11 protein-coding genes are annotated in these 16,225 nt (G+C 60.3%); 4 read left to right on the forward strand and 7 right to left on the reverse strand.

Features of this window, described 5'->3' with window-relative positions; all coding sequences use genetic code 11:
* Positions 1–171 precede the first annotated feature (171 nt).
* Positions 172–972, reverse strand: a complete 801-nt coding sequence (locus Q0D52_RS09640) for a YebC/PmpR family DNA-binding transcriptional regulator (RefSeq protein WP_281624691.1) — start codon at positions 970–972, stop codon at positions 172–174.
* A gap of 317 nt (positions 973–1,289) precedes the next feature.
* On the opposite strand from Q0D52_RS09640, the gene Q0D52_RS09645 reads away from it, so the two are divergent.
* On the forward strand, positions 1,290–5,837 hold the full coding sequence (locus Q0D52_RS09645) for an acyl-CoA dehydratase activase (RefSeq protein ID WP_294382474.1): 4,548 nt from the start codon (positions 1,290–1,292) through the stop codon (positions 5,835–5,837).
* A gap of 2 nt (positions 5,838–5,839) precedes the next feature.
* A complete protein-coding gene (locus Q0D52_RS09650; RefSeq protein WP_294382480.1) occupies positions 5,840–6,481 on the forward strand; it encodes a TetR/AcrR family transcriptional regulator in 642 nt (213 codons plus the stop codon).
* A 118-nt stretch (positions 6,482–6,599) separates the two neighbouring features.
* Here the strand turns inward: Q0D52_RS09650 and Q0D52_RS09655 are convergent, their stop codons facing one another.
* A complete protein-coding gene (locus tag Q0D52_RS09655; RefSeq protein WP_294382482.1) occupies positions 6,600–7,400 on the reverse strand; it encodes a putative ABC transporter permease in 801 nt (266 codons plus the stop codon).
* Positions 7,401–7,666: 266 nt separating this feature from the next.
* Between Q0D52_RS09655 and Q0D52_RS09660 the strand changes: the two genes are divergently transcribed.
* Positions 7,667–8,833 carry a phosphoglycerate dehydrogenase gene (locus tag Q0D52_RS09660; RefSeq protein WP_294382483.1) on the forward strand — a complete coding sequence of 389 codons (1,167 nt, stop codon included), beginning with the start codon at positions 7,667–7,669 and terminating at the stop codon, positions 8,831–8,833.
* Positions 8,834–8,935: 102 nt separating this feature from the next.
* Here Q0D52_RS09660 and mnmA read toward each other — a convergent pair whose 3' ends face one another.
* The 3 genes from mnmA to upp all read right to left on the reverse strand — a co-directional run bounded on the left by mnmA (position 8,936) and on the right by upp (position 11,743).
* Complete coding sequence (mnmA, locus tag Q0D52_RS09665; protein WP_294382485.1) at positions 8,936–10,090, reverse strand: tRNA 2-thiouridine(34) synthase MnmA; 1,155 nt, start codon at positions 10,088–10,090, stop codon at positions 8,936–8,938.
* Positions 10,091–10,163: 73 nt separating this feature from the next.
* Entirely contained in the window at positions 10,164–11,093 is a 930-nt protein-coding gene (locus tag Q0D52_RS09670; protein ID WP_294382488.1) for a gamma-glutamyl-gamma-aminobutyrate hydrolase family protein, read from the reverse strand.
* A gap of 8 nt (positions 11,094–11,101) precedes the next feature.
* The gene (gene upp, locus Q0D52_RS09675; RefSeq protein ID WP_294382498.1) at positions 11,102–11,743 is read right to left on the reverse strand and encodes a uracil phosphoribosyltransferase; all 642 of its coding nucleotides are present in this window, start codon (positions 11,741–11,743) and stop codon (positions 11,102–11,104) included.
* Positions 11,744–12,322: 579 nt separating this feature from the next.
* Here upp and Q0D52_RS09680 point away from each other — a divergent pair.
* Positions 12,323–13,858, forward strand: a complete 1,536-nt coding sequence (locus Q0D52_RS09680; protein ID WP_294382491.1) for a hypothetical protein — start codon at positions 12,323–12,325, stop codon at positions 13,856–13,858.
* On the opposite strand, the gene Q0D52_RS09685 is transcribed toward Q0D52_RS09680, so the two are convergent.
* Both Q0D52_RS09685 and Q0D52_RS09690 read right to left on the reverse strand, forming a co-directional pair.
* The gene (locus Q0D52_RS09685) at positions 13,847–14,908 is read right to left on the reverse strand and encodes a ParB/RepB/Spo0J family partition protein (RefSeq protein ID WP_294382494.1); all 1,062 of its coding nucleotides are present in this window, start codon (positions 14,906–14,908) and stop codon (positions 13,847–13,849) included. The two genes, Q0D52_RS09680 and Q0D52_RS09685, sit on opposite strands and share 12 nt — an antisense overlap.
* On the reverse strand, positions 14,901–15,902 hold the full coding sequence (locus tag Q0D52_RS09690; protein ID WP_294382496.1) for a ParA family protein: 1,002 nt from the start codon (positions 15,900–15,902) through the stop codon (positions 14,901–14,903). Before Q0D52_RS09690 ends, Q0D52_RS09685 begins: the two co-directional genes overlap by 8 nt.
* Positions 15,903–16,225: the final 323 nt, after the last annotated feature.

Below are 16,225 nucleotides of genomic sequence, written 5' to 3' on the forward strand. Positions count from 1 at the left end.
CTACCATATCCCCATATCAGAGGCTATTTCATGTTATTACGTCACCAGTGGTGAGGCTGTCTGGGGAATATGAAAAAGGAAGGCCCGCCAAGACCTTTCCGATCTTGGCGGGCCATGCTGTAACGCTATTTTTGATACAGCCCCTTCGCATGCGAAGGATGTTCCGCGCGCTTACTCGTCCAGAGCAGCCGCGATCTCCTCGGTGATGTCCATGGTGTGGTACACGTTCTGCAGGTCCTCAAGCTCTTCCAGCTTGTCCACCAGACGCATGACCTTCTTGGCATCGTTGGCGGTGACGGTTGCGGGCGTGGTGGCTTCCATGGTCATCTCAGCGCCCTTGACCTGCACGCCCTGCTCTTCCAGAGCCTTCTTCACGGCCATAAGGTCGGACGGCTGGGTGTAGACGATCCACTCCTCGTCGGCGTCCTCGTAGTCGTCGCCACCGGCTTCGATGACGGCCATCTCGAACTCTTCCTCATCGGCAGCGGCGCCGTTGGGGCCCATGGGATGCTTCTTGTCGCCCGTCTCGATCTCCTTGGAGACCATGATCTGGCCCTTGCGCTCGAACATGTAGGAAACGGAGCCGGAGGTGCCCAGGTTGCCGCCCGCATGGGTGAATGCGGCGCGCACATCGGCAGCGGTGCGGTTGCGGTTGTCGGTCAGCGCCTCGCAGAGGATGGCCACGCCGCAGGGGCCGTAGCCCTCGTACACGACGGTCTCGTAGTTCGCGGCGTCCTTGCCGGAACCGAAGGCCTTGTCGATGGCGGTCTTGATCTTGTCCTTGGGCAGGGAGTAGCCCTTGGCCTTCTCGATTGCGGCGGCCAGCGACGCGTTGTTGTCGGGGTTCGGGTCGCCACCCTCCTTGGCAGCAACGGTGATGTTGCGCGACAGCTTGGAGAACAACGCGGAGCGCTTAGCGTCCTGCGCAGCCTTGCGATGTTTCGTGGTTGCCCACTTAGAATGCCCTGACATAGCACGTCCCTTCGAATTACAGCAAATACCAGCTGATAATTCTAGCACCCTTGTCAACTATCCCGTTTCACCCACCCAACCCTTCATAGGTATTGCAGACGGAGAATGCGGGAAGACCAGGCGAAATAACCTCATCCAACAGGTGCATCGCCCGAAAACAGGCCCGAAAATCGTGACAAAACCGATATCTTGTCGCTTTTTTCCCAACACCTTGTTGGATAAACTACCATGGGAATCGAACGAAACGCATTTGCGACGTGCTCCGCACGCCAAGCGCGAAGCCCGCCGCACCACCTTGCACTACCTGAGGAACAACGATGGGAAACGTATCCGCCGTCGACATCGGGATCGATGTCGGCTCGACGACAACGAAGATCTGCGCGCTCGACGCGCAGTCGCATAACCTGCTGCACACGTCGTACGAACGCCACGGCGCCCGCCAGGCCGAAAGCGTCCGCGCGGCGCTCCAAACGCTGCAACGCCTCTTTCCGCAGGCAACCCTGCGCGTCGCGCTCACCGGCTCCGGCGCAGCGCCCATAGCCGACAAGCTCGGCATGCCCTTCGTGCAGGAGGTCGTCGCCAACGCCTGCGCCATCCAGGCGCTCTACCCGCGCACGCGCTGCGCCATCGAGCTCGGCGGCCAGGATGCCAAGATGATCTTCTTCCGCGCAAACAAGACCACCGGCGCGCTCGACGTCGCCGACATGCGCATGAACGGCAGCTGTGCGGGCGGCACGGGCGCCTTCATCGACGAGATCGCCTCGGTGCTCAACCTTCCCATCGAGCGGTTCGACGAAGCCGCCGGCCGCGGACGCACCGTCTACGACATCTCCGGCCGCTGCGGCGTGTACGCGAAAACCGACATCCAACCCCTGCTCAACCAAGGGGCATCGCGCGATGACCTGGCCTTATCGGCGTTCCACGCCATCGCCAAGCAAACGCTCGGCGGCCTTGCGCAGGGCATCGACGTGCGCCCGCCCATCATCTTCGAAGGCGGCCCGCTCACGTTCAACCCCACGCTCGTCGACGTCTTCAAGGAACGGCTCGACCTCGCCGACGACCAGGCCATCGTCCCCGAGCACCCCGAGACCATGGTCGCCCGCGGCGCGGCGCTGTCGCTTTCCGGCATGTTCGCCGACACGCCCGCGACCATCGACCCGGCGGCCGCCGCGCGCTCGCTCGTCGGCTTCACCAGCGCCGACGACGACCACGCCCCTGGCAAGCCCTTCTTCGACAGCGAATCCGATCGCATGGCGTTCATGCAACGCAACCGGCTGCCCGAGGAGCCGCACGGCCCGGAAAGCGCCGCCGCGAAGGCGCACGTGCGCAACGGGCGCCTTCGCGCGTGGCTCGGCATCGACTCGGGCAGCACCACCACCAAGCTGGCGCTCGTCGCCGACGACGGCCAGCTCATCGACAGCTTCTACGCCAACAACGAAGGCGACCCGCTCGAAGTCGCCCGGCGCGCGCTCGTCGACCTGAACAGCGGATACGCCTCCGCCGGCATCGCGCTCGACATCGCCGGCGTCGGCACCACCGGCTACGGCGAGCTGCTGTTCCACCGCGCCCTGCACGCCGACTACCACACCGTCGAAACGGTCGCCCACGCCCACGCCGCCACTCGCTACGTACCCGACGCCAGCTTCATCCTCGACATCGGCGGCCAGGACATGAAGGCCATCTGGCTTTCCGACGGCATCATCGGCAACATCGTGGTGAACGAGGCCTGCTCGAGCGGCTGCGGGTCGTTCCTCGAGAACTTCGCGCAAACGCTCGGCATCCCCACGGCCCAGATCGCCGACTCGGCGTTCTCCAGCAAACAGCCCGCCGTGCTCGGCAGCCGCTGCACCGTGTTCATGAACTCGAGCATCGTCAGCGAGCAGAAGAACGGCCGCACGCCCGCCGACATCATGGCGGGCCTGTGCCGGTCGATCATCGCGAACGTGTTCACGAAAGTCGTGCGCGTGCCCAACCTCGACAGCCTCGGCCGCCACATCGTGGTGCAAGGCGGCACGTTCCGCAACGATGCGGTGCTCTGCGCCCTCGAGCAGCACATCGGCCGCCCCGTCACGCGCGCGCCCTACCCCGGGCTCATGGGAGCCATCGGCGTGGCGCTGCTCACGCGCGACCACATGGCAAAACAGGCCGACGAACAGGCGAAACGCATAGAAGGCGAAACCAGCCCCCGCGCCGCCTGCCCCGCTGGCGCGCCGGAGCAGGCCCCGACCGCCAGCACGTTCATCGGCTTCGAGGCGCTCGGCGCGCTTTCCTACCAGCAGCAAGCAAACGTCGCCTGCCCGTTTTGCGCCAACCGCTGCAACCGCACAGTTATCTCCTTCGCCAACGGCACCGCCTTCGTCACGGGCAACCGCTGCCCGCGCGGTGAAATCGTAGGCGACCCGACCGACCCCGCCACGCGTTCGGCGCTCAAAGCCGCCGATAAACGCGCGAAAGCAGGCGAGAATCTCTTTGAAGCGCGCCAAAAGCTCCTCTTCCAGGACTGGCCCATCAAGCAGATCGCGCCCGACCGCGGCATCACCATCGGCATCCCGCGCGTCCTGGCGTTCTGGGACACCATGCCTTTCTGGAACGCGCTGCTGCGCTCGCTCGGTTTCGCCATCCGTCTTTCCCGTCCGTCCACGCGCGCCATGTTCGAAGAAGGGTTGCCCCAGGTCACTTCCGACACTATCTGCTTCCCCGCGAAGCTGGTGCACGGCCACATCCACGAGCTCGCGCGCGCCGGCGTCGACCGCGTCTTCATGCCCATCATCACCACCGTGCCCAGCGAGAACACGGCATCCACCAGCATATCCATGTGCGCCGTGGTGAAGGGCTACCCCATGGTGGTGAAAAGCTCCGACGACCCCGCTAAGCGCTGGGGCATCCCCTTCGACAGCCCGCTGTTCCACTGGTACTCCACCGAGGACCGCGACCACCAGCTTACGGATTATCTGGAAAGCACATTCGGCATCCCTGCCGACCAGGCCATGCGCGCCATCAAGCAAGCCGATAAAGCCCAGCGCACGTTCAAAACGCTGCTGACCGAGGCCGGCGCGCACGCCATCGAGTCCGCCCGCAGCGCCGGGACCTACGCCATCGTGCTTGCCAGCCGTCCCTACCACAACGACCCGCTCGTCAACCACAACCTGCCCAAAATGCTCTCCGACATGGGGCATTCCGTGCTGCCGCCCGATGCCGTCCCCGGAATCGCGGACGTCGACCTATCGGCAAGCCGCATCGACATCGTGAACAACTTCCACCAGCGCATGCTCGCCAGCGCCGTCATCGCCGCCGACTCCCCCGCGCTCGAGTACGTGCAGCTCGTCAGCTTCGGCTGCGGCCACGACGCCTATCTCTCCGACGAGGTCTGCCGCCTTATGAAGGAGCGCTCCGGCAAGCAGCCGCTCATCCTCAAGCTCGATGAATCCGACGTCGCCGGGCCGCTGCGCATCCGCGTGCGCTCGTTCATCGAGACCGTCGACGAGCGCCGCGCACGCCAAGCCGCCATCGAGCGCGCCGCAGGCGAAAGCGCGTCCGCCTGCCTCCCGGCAACCGCCGCCAACCACCCGCTGCCCGACCCCTACCCCGTCAAGTACGTCAAGGCCGACCGGCGCATCAAGACCATCCTCGTGCCGAACACCTCGCACGCGTTCTCCCTGCTCATGTCGGCGTCGTTCGCCCGCCAGGGCGCGCAGGCCGTTTCGCTTGGCATCGGTCGGGAACGAGCCATCGAGCTGGGGAAACGATACGTTCATAACGACATCTGCTTCCCCGCGCAAATGACCATCGGCGAAGCCCTCGCCGCGCTCGACAGCGGCGAATGGGACCCGCACACCGTCGCCATCGGCACCGGCAAATACATCGGCGACTGCCGCCTGACGCATTACGCGGCGCTGCTGCGCAAGGCGCTCGACGACGCCGGCTACGACTACGTCCCCATCATCACCAACGATGACAAGGACGCCCACGACATGCACCCGGGCTTCAAGATGTCGCTCGGCAGCGCCATCCGCGTCGCGTTCGGCCTGCCCATGATCGACGCGCTCGAGGACCTGCTGCGCAAAATGCGCCCCTACGAGCTTGAGCCCGGCAGTGCGAACAAGGCGTTCGACCAGGCCATCGAATGCGTCATGACGGGCATGCGCGAGCACGGCGTCCGCGGCGCCGTCAACGGTTTCAAGCAGGCCATCGCCATCATGGGAACCGTTCGCTACGACCGCGCGAACCCGCGCCCGCAGGTGCTCATCGTGGGGGAATACCTGCTGAACTTCCACCCCGGCGCCAACCACGACATCGAGGACTACCTCGAGTCGAACGGCCTGGAGATCATCGAGGCGCGCATGACCGACGTCATCCGCAAAACCTACTTCTACCAAAACGCGCAGGCGCGCGAATTCCACGTCTCGCAGCCCTTCGCCACGAAGGCGTTCAACCGCGTGGCGAACCAGCTGTTCGAAATCGCGCACGACGTCTGCGACGGCATCGCGAAGGCCCACCCGCTTTACGAGCCCGCGTGCCGCATGCCCGAGCTCGTACGCGAAAGCGACCCCATCATCCACCACACGTTCGATGCCGGCGAAGGCGTGCTCATCCCCGCCGAGATCTTGCACCACGCCGCGCGCGGCTGCCGCGCGTTCGTCATCCTGCAGCCGTTCGGCTGCCTGCCGAACCACGTGGTCGGACGGGGCATCGTCAAGCAGCTCAAGGCGCGCTACCCCGACGCGAACATCCTGCCGCTCGACTACGACCCCGATGTCAGCTTCGCCAACATCGAGAACCGCTTGCAAATGCTCATCATGAACGCGAAGGCGCAACACCAGCCCGCGCAAAAAGCCGGAAGCACCGGCGCCGAGGACCAGGAGTAGCCATGGCACGACCAAGGAAAAGCGAACGAGGCACCGCCGACATCCGCCTTGCCAACGCGTTCTGGACCCTGCTCGAGCATCATCGACTCGTCAACATCACCGTCGGCATGGTCGCCGAGCAGGCCGAACTCAACCGCGGCACGTTCTACTACCATTTCAAAAGCATGGACGACCTCATCGACCGCGCCATCGAGGACGAGGTCCTCGGCAACGGGTCCATCTTGCAGAACATGCTCAGCCTCATCGCGGGACCATCGACCGCCAACGGCTTCGAAACGTTCATCAAGCAGGACATGGAAAGGATCGCCCTGCTCATCAAGCAAGGCGGCATGGACTCGTTCTCCATTAAGATCAAACGTCTCATGTTCGGCACTTGGAAGGCGATCCTGTGCGATGAGGGCGAAGAGCTTTCCCCGAGCACGCGTATGATCATCGAATACAGCACCAGCGGCGTCATCGGCATCATCGCCTACGGCGCTCTCCACGGAAGCGGCGAAGTGCCCCCCGAGTTCTTCCTCTCGTTCGCGAAAAACAACTCGGATTTCCTTGCGAGGCAGATCGGGATCGCCCAAGGCATTCCCCACGAAGCCGTGCTCGAGCGGGTCCGCGCCACGCTGCGCATCGCCGGCATGAACAACCGATAGCAAAAACCCGCCCGAAAACAAACATGCCCGACGCGCGCCAAGCACGTCGGGCATGTTGACGTATAGGCAACCTCGAAGGCCCTTCCCGAGCGCTTCGCACCCGGTCACGGGCACATCGTCACCCGCGGAAACCCGCCAAACACGGGTACATCGACATCGTCTGAAAACGGTTCGCCATCACTTCATCGCCGTAATGCGCAGCGAAGAGGTGCTGCACGGCGCCGACGGGCTCGGCGCCGGCCAAACGATTCATCCAACAATCGAGCGCCGCGAACGTCACAACCGTATCCACCAGGAAAAACGCCAGCAATCCCCATGCCAACGGCGCACGCCATGCAGCGGGGACCGTATCGGCTGCGCGCTGCATCACCGGCAACGCCAGCTTCACCCACGCCACGCCGGCAGCGCCCCACACAAGCGCGATACCCAAGCACGTATGCCCGCCCAGGTTAAACGGCTGCAAAGAATAATCCCAGGCCACAATGCCGAACGCGTTCTCCCAGAACCATCCGGCGAACCACTCGAACGCAGCCCCGACAACAGCCGCCACCCCGAACAGCACGCCGCCGCGCGCATCCGACAAGCGAGCGAGCGCCAACGTCATCAGAACGCCGCCAACGCCGTAAATCGGGCTGAAGGGCCCCCACAAGAACCCGGCGCGGTTCTCCCATCGGCCATCAACGAAATAGCTGACCACCGTCTCGCCGATAAGCCCCAACACGCTGCATACCGCGAAGATCCACACCAGATGATACAGGTCCAGCTTGATCGCCTCGGATTTCGCGGCGTCGCATAAAGCCGCATCGTCGGCCGCCCTGAGCGAAGCGCCGGCGCCATCGGGGGTATTGACCGCAGCGGCCGCCCCCTGCATCAGCACGCGATCGCGATCTGTCGACCGCGACGAGTCCAAACGAAACATGTTGCCTTCTTCCCCTTTCATTTCTCCCCAACTGGCCATTATGGCACACCCCGCCATGCCCGCCCAAGGCGCAAACCACCGGTAAACAACCCGTTATGTTCGAAAGAGCCGCCGCTCACCGAGTCGCAAGCGGTCCCGCGATCTGCTACCAAACCCGCCCCAAAACGCCCGGCTGCCGCTGCATCGTTGACTTCGCCCGAAAGCAAACCCACCATATAGCTGGATTTAGTTCGCAAACCGCAACCGCACACGCCAAAGGGGGCTTCATGCGCTACATCAACTGCTTGAACAACATCTCCGCCAAGGGAACCGACCTGCTCGGATCCGACTACCAGCTCACCGACGACATCGCGCAAGCTTCCGGCGTGCTCGTTCGCAGCGCCGCCATGCACGACATGGACCTGCCCGAAGGCCTGCTGGCCGTCGCCCGCGCCGGCGCAGGCGTGAACAACATCCCGCTCGACAAGTGCGCCGAAGCCGGCATCGTCGTGTTCAACACCCCCGGCGCCAACGCGAACGCCGTGAAGGAGCTCGTCCTGTGCGGCATGCTGCTGGCAAGCCGCGGCATCCTGCCCGGCGCCGCCTGGTGCCGCGAGCATGCCGACTCCCCCACCATCGGCAAGGACGCCGAGAAGGCGAAGAAGGCCTTCGCCGGCCAGGAGATTTCCGGCAAGACGCTCGGCGTCATCGGCCTGGGCGCCATCGGCGCGCTGGTGGCCAACGCCGCCATCGACCTGGGCATGAACGTGCTTGGCTACGACCCCTACGTTTCCGCCGAGGCCGCCTGGCGCCTGTCCCCCTCCGTCGAGCACGTCACCAACCTCGACGACGTCCTGCATCGCAGCGACTACGTCACCATCCACGTGCCCGCCATGGATTCCACGCGCGGCATGATCGGCGCGCATGAGCTTGAGGTTGCAAAACCCGGCTGCGCCGTCATGAACTTCAGCCGCGACACCCTAGTCGACAACGCCGCCATGGCCGAGGCCCTCGAGGCCGGCCGCGTGGCCACCTACGTCACCGACTTCGCAACGCCAGAGGTCATGGCCATGCAAAACACCATCGTTCTGCCGCACCTCGGTGCCAGCACCGCCGAAGCCGAGGACAACTGTGCCATCATGGCAACGCTGCAGATGAAGGATTACCTGGAGAACGGCAACATCAAGAACTCGGTGAACTACCCCGCCTGCGACATGGGCCCCGCCCCCGCGCAGGGCGGCCGCGTCGCCGTGCTGCACGCCAACGTGCCCGACATGCTCAGCCAGATCACCGGCGTGTTCGGTGAGGTGGGCGCCAACATCGACAACCTCACGAACAAGGCCCGCGGCAACGCCGCCTACACCATGCTCGACCTCAACGCTCCCGCAACCGACGAGCTTGTCGCCAAGCTCACGGCCATCGAGGGCGTCCACCGCGTCCGTATCGTGAAGTAGCGAAGCAGATTCCGTCGCATCATACGAACGGGGCGCAGCTTGAATTCAAGCTGCGCCCCGTTTTATTGTTTAAACCCTAGCTCAAGCAACCGCCTAGGCAGCTTATTCGCTTGCCTCGATCGTTCCACCGCCCACAACGACATCGCCATCGTAGAGCACCAGCGACTGCCCCGCCGCCGGACGCGCGACCGGCTCATCGAAGCGAACCACCAGCTGATCGCCTTCCATAACGGCCTCGCCCGCTTGCGCACGTTGGCGATAATGGGTCTTCGCCGTAACGCGCAACGGCTTATCAAGCGCCGCCACCGAGATCAGGTTCACGTCCCCTGCGCGCACCTCGCGCACGCCCAGCTCGCTTCGCGGGCCCACCACCAGCACGTTCTCGACGGCATCTTTGCCCACCACGTACAACGGCTCGGGCGCGGCGATACCGATGCCCTTGCGCTGTCCGATCGTGTAATGAACCAACCCGCTGTGCCGCCCGAGCACCTTGCCATCGACGTCAACGATATCCCCAGGCTCGAACGCCGCAGGAACCGTCGGCTCCTTGCCGTCATCGCGCACGGCATCGTCCCCGAACCCCATGTACCGGGCAATGAACGACGCATAATCGCCATCGGGCACGAAGCAGATGTCCTGGCTTTCCGCCTTATGGGCGTTTCCGAACGAATGCTTCTCCGCCAACTCTCTCACCTGCGGTTTCGTCAGCTCTCCCAGCGGGAACAGCATATGCGCCAGATCGTCTTGCGTCAGGTGATACAGCACATAGCTCTGGTCTTTCGCCTCGTCCAGCCCGCGGCGAAGCTCGAAGCGGCCCGTTCGCTCGTTGAACGCCCGACGGGCATAATGGCCGGTCGCCACATAGTCGAAGCCAAGCTGCGCACGACGGCGCTGCAAAGCGGCGAACTTCAGATACCTGTTGCAGTCGATGCACGGGTTCGGCGTGCGGCCGCGCAGGTACGCATCGCAGAACCGATCGATCACCTCGCAGCCGAACGTTCCCGTGAAGTTGAACGTGAAGTGCTCAAGCCCCAGCCCGAACGCCACCTGACGGGCATCCTCCACATCGCTTTGGCTGCAGCAGGTGCTTTCGCCCACCACGCACGCGCCCCCGGCGCCGGCAACCTCGTTGTCGAACAGCTTCATGGTGACGCCCGTGGCATCATAGCCCGCATCGCGAAGCAGCAGCGCCGCCACCGAACTGTCCACCCCGCCGCTCATCGCAACCAGCACACGCTCTTGCTTTTCGCCATTCACCTGGGATTACTCCTTCAAACAACCTACCATCGCGAAGCCCACGATCCCGAACGACCCAGCTCCAACCATCAAGCTAGATATAGTCAGCGAACTTGACCGCGGGCCACACGGCATTCGGGTCGCACTCTTCGCGATCGATGCGCAGGCAATCGTGGCAACGCCCTTCGCGACAGCGCATCTGCCGCGCCTCGTCGATCAAGGCGCGGAACAGCGGCGCCATATGTCCACCGTCCTCCACGAAGTACTCAGGATGCCACTGCACGCCCATAAGGAAGCGGCAATCCTTCGCCTCCACGCCTTCCACCAGGCCATCAGGCCCATATGCGGCAGCCGCCAAATTGGGAGGCAGCGCGCGAACGCCCTGATGGTGCATGGAATTCACCGCAGCGGAATCGCAACCTAAGATCTCCCCGAGCTTGCTTGAGCGCATGATCGAAACCGTATGGGTAGGATGACCGTATTCCTTTGTTTGCCAATGGTTCACGCGCCCACCGGCTTGCGTCTGCACGCCCTCCGACGGCACAGGCACATCGTCGGCGGCGCACATGCCGTCGAACTGCTCTTCCAAATCCAGGTACAACGTACCCCCGAAGAACACGTTGATCATCTGCATGCCACGGCAGATGCCCAGCAACGGATAGTCGAACTGATACGCGTAGCTGAGCAGCAGATACTCCACTTCCTCGCGCTCGGGCGTCAGCTCGGAAAGCTTGCCATAAGTGATATCGCCGCCGTAGCGCACAGGACTGATATCCTGGCCGCCCGACAGCACGAATCCGTCGATGCGCGGCAGCAGCGACTCGTACACGCTGACATCGCTGGTGAACGGGACGATCAGCGGCGCCCCTCCCGCAGCAACGATGGCCTGCGCATAATGGTTGTTCATACGAAGAATGCCCTCATTGGGGTCATACGTCGGCACGATGCCGATGACCGGCCGCGATGCACCCATCGCTTTCGTGGCAATCTCGTCAATGCTAATGGGTCGTTGCGCGCTTTCCATAACGCCCCCTACAAAGTGCCGAAGACGCGGTCGCCCGCATCGCCCAAGCCGGGAAGGATATACGCCTGATCGTTCAGCCCGTCATCCAGCGCGCACGTCCAAATGCGGACATCCGAATCCTCCTGCAAAACAGCGCGAACCCCCTCGGGGGCAGCCACCAGCACCAGGAATCGGATATCGCGGACGCCCTGTTCTCGCAGATAATGAATAGCCGAGAGCGCACTACCGCCCGTAGCCAACATGGGATCGATCAAAAACACCGTCTTGTTGGCAATGCCCCTCGGCATCTTCGCGTAATACTCGTGCGGCTGATGCGTCCGCTCATCGCGTTCCATGCCAAGAACCCCCACTGCAGCGGAGGGTATGGCGGAAAGAACCCCGTCCAGCATGCCCATGCCCGCACGCAGGATCGGAACCACGGCAAGATCCTCGCCCGCAATCCGTTTTCCGATTGTGCGCTGCAATGGGGTATCCACCTCGACGGGCTCCGTCGGCAAATCGCGCGATGCCTCATATACCTCAAGCATGGCAACTTCGTGCACAAGCTGGCGAAACTGGGAAGGAGCCGTGGATGCATCGCGCATGATCGACATCTTATGCGCGATAAGGGGATGCTCGAGCACATTCAGGCGCTCATCGGTTAATCGCATCTCTTCCATCCCAAGGCTCCTCTCAGACTCCAGCGATCTTTGACTGCATATCATACGCTAAAGCCTAGCAACCGAGCACCGTCAACCGGTGTTCGGCCATCAAACTATAACAAAATTTTTCCATTCGGAAACAAGTTGCAACAATTTCTCGGGCTCCGGAGCCGATGCGGCACATAACACCAGGCGAAAAGGGGGATTTACAGCCTATTCCCACCGATTTGATGCTTGCAACAACCACCAACGCATAGTCGAATCAAGCCGTTTTGCCCGTTTTCATAACAAAACAATGTGGACATTCAAGTGTTTCTTGTTATAGACTGTGCAAGTAACAAGCGTGGATACCTATGCGCCAACATAGCTCCCGCTTGCATCGACAACAGAAAAAAGAACCCCCTAGCGCCAACTAGGGGGTTGCCTAAGTGATCAGGTATCGACCACTCACTCACAGGTGATATTTTACCACTTAGAACATGCGCTCACAAGGCGTTCTTGTTTTTGCACCCTTTTTTTCATTGTCGAAAACGGAATACATTCGACTAGAAAGCGACTGCATTTGCGCAGGTCGCGAAGGGTGCTATTATGCCTCAACCGCAAGTAGATGCGGCGGTCCCCCACATGCAAGGAAGCGAGTGGGAGGTTTTCCGCACGCTTATCACGCACGACGACCGCAACAGCTACTATGTGGTCTCGTCGGACGCCAGCGGGTCCTGGGAGGACACCGCAGTGAAAAGCGAATCTTTGCCGGCTATGGGCTTCAACACGAAGTCCGCCTACTACATGACCCACAACGGGTTCACTTCGGCATGCCGCAAATCAGAGCAAGTCAGGCAACTGAATGCCCTGTTCTTCGATCTCGACTGCCACGATCAGGACCTTCAGCAAACTCGCGCTATCGTGAGCCAAACGCTCAGCACGCTCCAAAAGGCCGTTGGGGAAGGCATCCTCCCTCAACCCACTATGACCATCGACTCCGGTCGAGGCGTACAGCTGTTCTATGTTCTCACTCGGTCCATTCCGTACCGAGTGAATGCAAACGGCCAGGTCAACATCAAATCCGTAAAGCTCTTCGAAAGCGTGCAGAAACGCATGGCCTCGTTGCTCGATTCCGTCATCTCCCCCATTAAGGGCATTTCGGTCGATCGCGCAACATTCGACGTTTCCCGCGTTTCCCGCATCCCTGGAACCTTTAACGCAAAAGCAGGGCGTTTCGCCTCTCTTGCCAACTACTCCTTCGATGCACTGTACAGCTTGACGGAGCTTTCCGGCTTCGCAGGTACGCACTTGACGGAAACCGACCGCAAACACAATCTCAGGCGTGCGTTCAAAAAGACCGCATCTGTCCTGAATTACCAGCCGATGCTCAACAGCCGACTCGCTAAAATCATCGAGCTTCAGAAGCTTCGCAACTTCAATTGCGAGGGGAATCGCGAACTCATGTCGTTCGTGTTCTACAACACGGCCGTGCAAGTATACCCACATGAGATCGCCTTGCGAAAACTAAAGGGTTTCAACAGCGATTTCATCAATCCACTTAACCAAAGTGAGCTTGCCGGAATCGTCAAATCGGTTGACTCCGTGACTAATCTGCGCGGCGAGCAAGGATATTACCTCATCGGTGCTCATCGCCTTCGCGAGCTCCTTGGCATGTCGCTTGAAGAGGAGATGGCTGTCAACTTCTTTGAATCGAAACGATCGATTCTGCGAAAAGAAGCGAAACGCATAACCAAAGAAAAGCGCGAGAAACGAAACGCTCGCATTGTTGCCTTGTTCCGCCAAGGTTCGTATACGTATGCCTCGATAGCAAAGCAAGTTGTGTGCTCAGTTAGGACTGTGGCTGCAGTCATTAGCTCGTACAAGCAAAATCAACGTCATCCAGTCTTGGTAGACATCACCCGTTATAACAAGAAAGTACTAGATGCATGCAATTTTTTGTCATACGAGTTTAAGCAGTGCTTGTTACCCTCTTATCTACCGATTCTTGTTACTTCTTCCCTGGGTGCTCTCGTGACATCTATGACAGAAACCCTCCCGACAAGCGTTTTTGTCACTCGTGTTCGGGAGGGTTTCTTCATTGCTGCTCGTAGGTATCTCTATACGAGGCGTTTAGTCCAGTGATTTTTCAATTGAGCGTACCAAGGCCTTGATTTCACCGAGTAGCTTGAAATCCGCCTCTCCTTCTGCGTTCTCTGCGTGTCGAAGAGCATTTCTAGCTGTTTTCAGGTAGCCGTTCACATCTTTGGCTGCTTTCGGTTCTCGAACTGCTTTCTCGAGTGTTTTGGTTTGCGTGGCTGTTACCAGCTCTTCGATTGGCTGTTCTTGCTTGGAGGCTTTTGCTGCTTCAATAAGGGTTGTTATCTCCTCTGCAGTCAATTCTCCAGTGTGAACCGCGTTGATGACGCTTTCTTGCTGTATGCTCGGCAGCTTCGACAACGCTTCTGCTTGGGATTGCGTGATGCTTCCTGCATCTAGCAGATCATTGCCTTCCTTTGACAGGTTTCTTGCTATGTTCAGCAATACCTGAGCGGTTCGTTCAGACACTCCAAAGTGTTCTGCAAGGTAGGTTTTCGTGTTAACGCCCTTTAGGGATGGATCATCCTTGCGCCATTCCACCAGCTTGTCTGCTAGAACCCTGAAGCCCTGAGCGCGTTCCGATGGTTTGATGTTTCGTTGGCCGATATTGCTCGAGTGCATGATGAAATTGGCTTGTTCGTCGGAAACAGCACCAAGCTTGTGGCACCTGCCCGGAACCATGCGCCATGCGTCGCCATACTTTTCCGCAAGCAGCTTACATGCGCGCCAACGACGCTCGCCATCGATGATTTGGATGCCGTCTTCCGTCTCGCGCAGGATCAGCGGTTCGACTTCCTTGCTGTTCCAAATCAGACCAGCAAGGTTATTCACGTCCTCGTCGGTGATGGTGTAGCTGTTGTTGGGGTTCGGCTTTAGGTTGTCAATATCGAACCAGTCAAAGCCCATTTCGGCCAGCAGCGTATTTCGACGATTGCTGTTAGCCATCTTGTCGGTGATGGCGCCTTCTTGGTTGTCCCTGGCTTCGAATGCCGCAAGGCGCATTTGCTCATCGGTGAGCTTTTCGTAACGCGGTGTCACGTTGGCGATTGCTCCTCCGTTGTTCTTAAGAGCGGCTTGTAGCTTGTTCCTAGGCATTCATTTCCTCGATTTCCTGGGCCAGCAGTCGATACGAAATCGCAGGCTTGCTGTTGGGGTCGTACTTGATGAGGGGCTCCATTGCCAAGCTTGCCTCAGGAACCACGGTGCTCTTCTCGATCTTCGTATTGAAGTACTCGGCGTTCGGGATGGCTTCTTTCATCATCTGGCAGCCGTATTTGTACGCGGAGGTGTTTCGCTCGATCATCGTCTGCAGAATCTTCCAATGCTGCGGTAAGCGACGGCGTTCCCTTGCCGTGCGGTTGATCGTGTCGATTGTTTGCGAAAGGCCTGCGATGGCATAGCCGTCTACCTTGATGGGGATGATGATGTGCGAAGCGTTGTTTCCGGCTTCAAGCGCGACGATGGCGTTCGTGGTCGTCATGTCCAAGCGCGGGCCGCAGTCGATGATGATGTAATCGAACTTTTGCTCCCCGCTTCTGGCAGTTTCATCGATAAGGTCTTCGATCGCGTACAGCAGTCGCGTGTCCACGCCGCCGGCGATTTCCGCCTTCAATCGAGTATCCGCGTCCGCGAATCGGAAGTTCGAGGGTACGCAAAAAACGTTCTCATAGCCGGTCGTGCGCATAACTTCGCTCAGCGACATACGCGGAGAGCTCGGCGTTGCCTGATACAGGACGTCAGCAATGCACGCTTCCTCCGAACGGGGGTCATACACGCCCAGGCTTTGGCTGACGTTGCCCTGGCCGTCCATGTCGATAACCAGAACCTTGTAGCCTAGTTCCGAAAGGCAAACCGCAAGACAGGTGCTTGTGGTCGTCTTTGCGACGCCGCCCTTATAGCTCATGATGGAGATGATAGTAGGCTTGTCGGCGGATTGGGTCAGTTGGCCGTTCAGCAACAGATCAGCGAGTTGCGACTTGTTGAGCCCGCGACGCTCCGCCTCCTTCTCTAGTTCTTCTACGGTTTCCCTACCTAACGACAGAGATTGCTGCTGCTTTTCTCCGCCGCGCACCTTTGCCCTGCTGGCCATTTGTGCTCCTGTCTGATTCTTAACACGAACATATGTACGATTGGATTTGAGGACTGTGCAGAATCTGCACACTGACTATTTTACTGACTTTCAGTGCTGTATTCAAGCTTTTATAACATGTATTAGAGTGATTCACACAATTATTTGTTACATTACGTTCTGGTGTGAACTTGAAATCATTTGAGAAATCAGGTTATATCGTGGTCCGCGTTTTCTTACTGTGCAGAATCTGCACAGTAAGAAAACGCGGACCACCGGACCACCGGACCACCGGACCACCGGACCACCGGACCACCGGACCACCGGACCACCGGACCACCGGA

It is taken from the genome of uncultured Senegalimassilia sp., from assembly GCF_934630535.1.
GTDB lineage: Bacteria > Actinomycetota > Coriobacteriia > Coriobacteriales > Eggerthellaceae > Senegalimassilia.

What these genes read in the sequence shown, in the direction of transcription:
- Q0D52_RS09655 (WP_294382482.1), bottom strand. Translation starts at nt 7,400, where the DNA reads ATGTTTCGTTTGGACTCGTCGCGGTCGACAGATCGCGATCGCGTGCTG.
- Q0D52_RS09660 (WP_294382483.1), top strand. Translation starts at nt 7,667, where the DNA reads ATGCGCTACATCAACTGCTTGAACAACATCTCCGCCAAGGGAACCGAC.
- upp (WP_294382498.1), bottom strand. Translation starts at nt 11,743, where the DNA reads ATGCGATTAACCGATGAGCGCCTGAATGTGCTCGAGCATCCCCTTATC.
- Q0D52_RS09650 (WP_294382480.1), top strand. Translation starts at nt 5,840, where the DNA reads ATGGCACGACCAAGGAAAAGCGAACGAGGCACCGCCGACATCCGCCTT.
- Q0D52_RS09640 (WP_281624691.1), bottom strand. Translation starts at nt 972, where the DNA reads ATGTCAGGGCATTCTAAGTGGGCAACCACGAAACATCGCAAGGCTGCG.
- Q0D52_RS09645 (WP_294382474.1), top strand. Translation starts at nt 1,290, where the DNA reads ATGGGAAACGTATCCGCCGTCGACATCGGGATCGATGTCGGCTCGACG.
- Q0D52_RS09680 (WP_294382491.1), top strand. Translation starts at nt 12,323, where the DNA reads ATGCCTCAACCGCAAGTAGATGCGGCGGTCCCCCACATGCAAGGAAGC.
- Q0D52_RS09690 (WP_294382496.1), bottom strand. Translation starts at nt 15,902, where the DNA reads ATGGCCAGCAGGGCAAAGGTGCGCGGCGGAGAAAAGCAGCAGCAATCT.
- Q0D52_RS09670 (WP_294382488.1), bottom strand. Translation starts at nt 11,093, where the DNA reads ATGGAAAGCGCGCAACGACCCATTAGCATTGACGAGATTGCCACGAAA.
- Q0D52_RS09685 (WP_294382494.1), bottom strand. Translation starts at nt 14,908, where the DNA reads ATGCCTAGGAACAAGCTACAAGCCGCTCTTAAGAACAACGGAGGAGCA.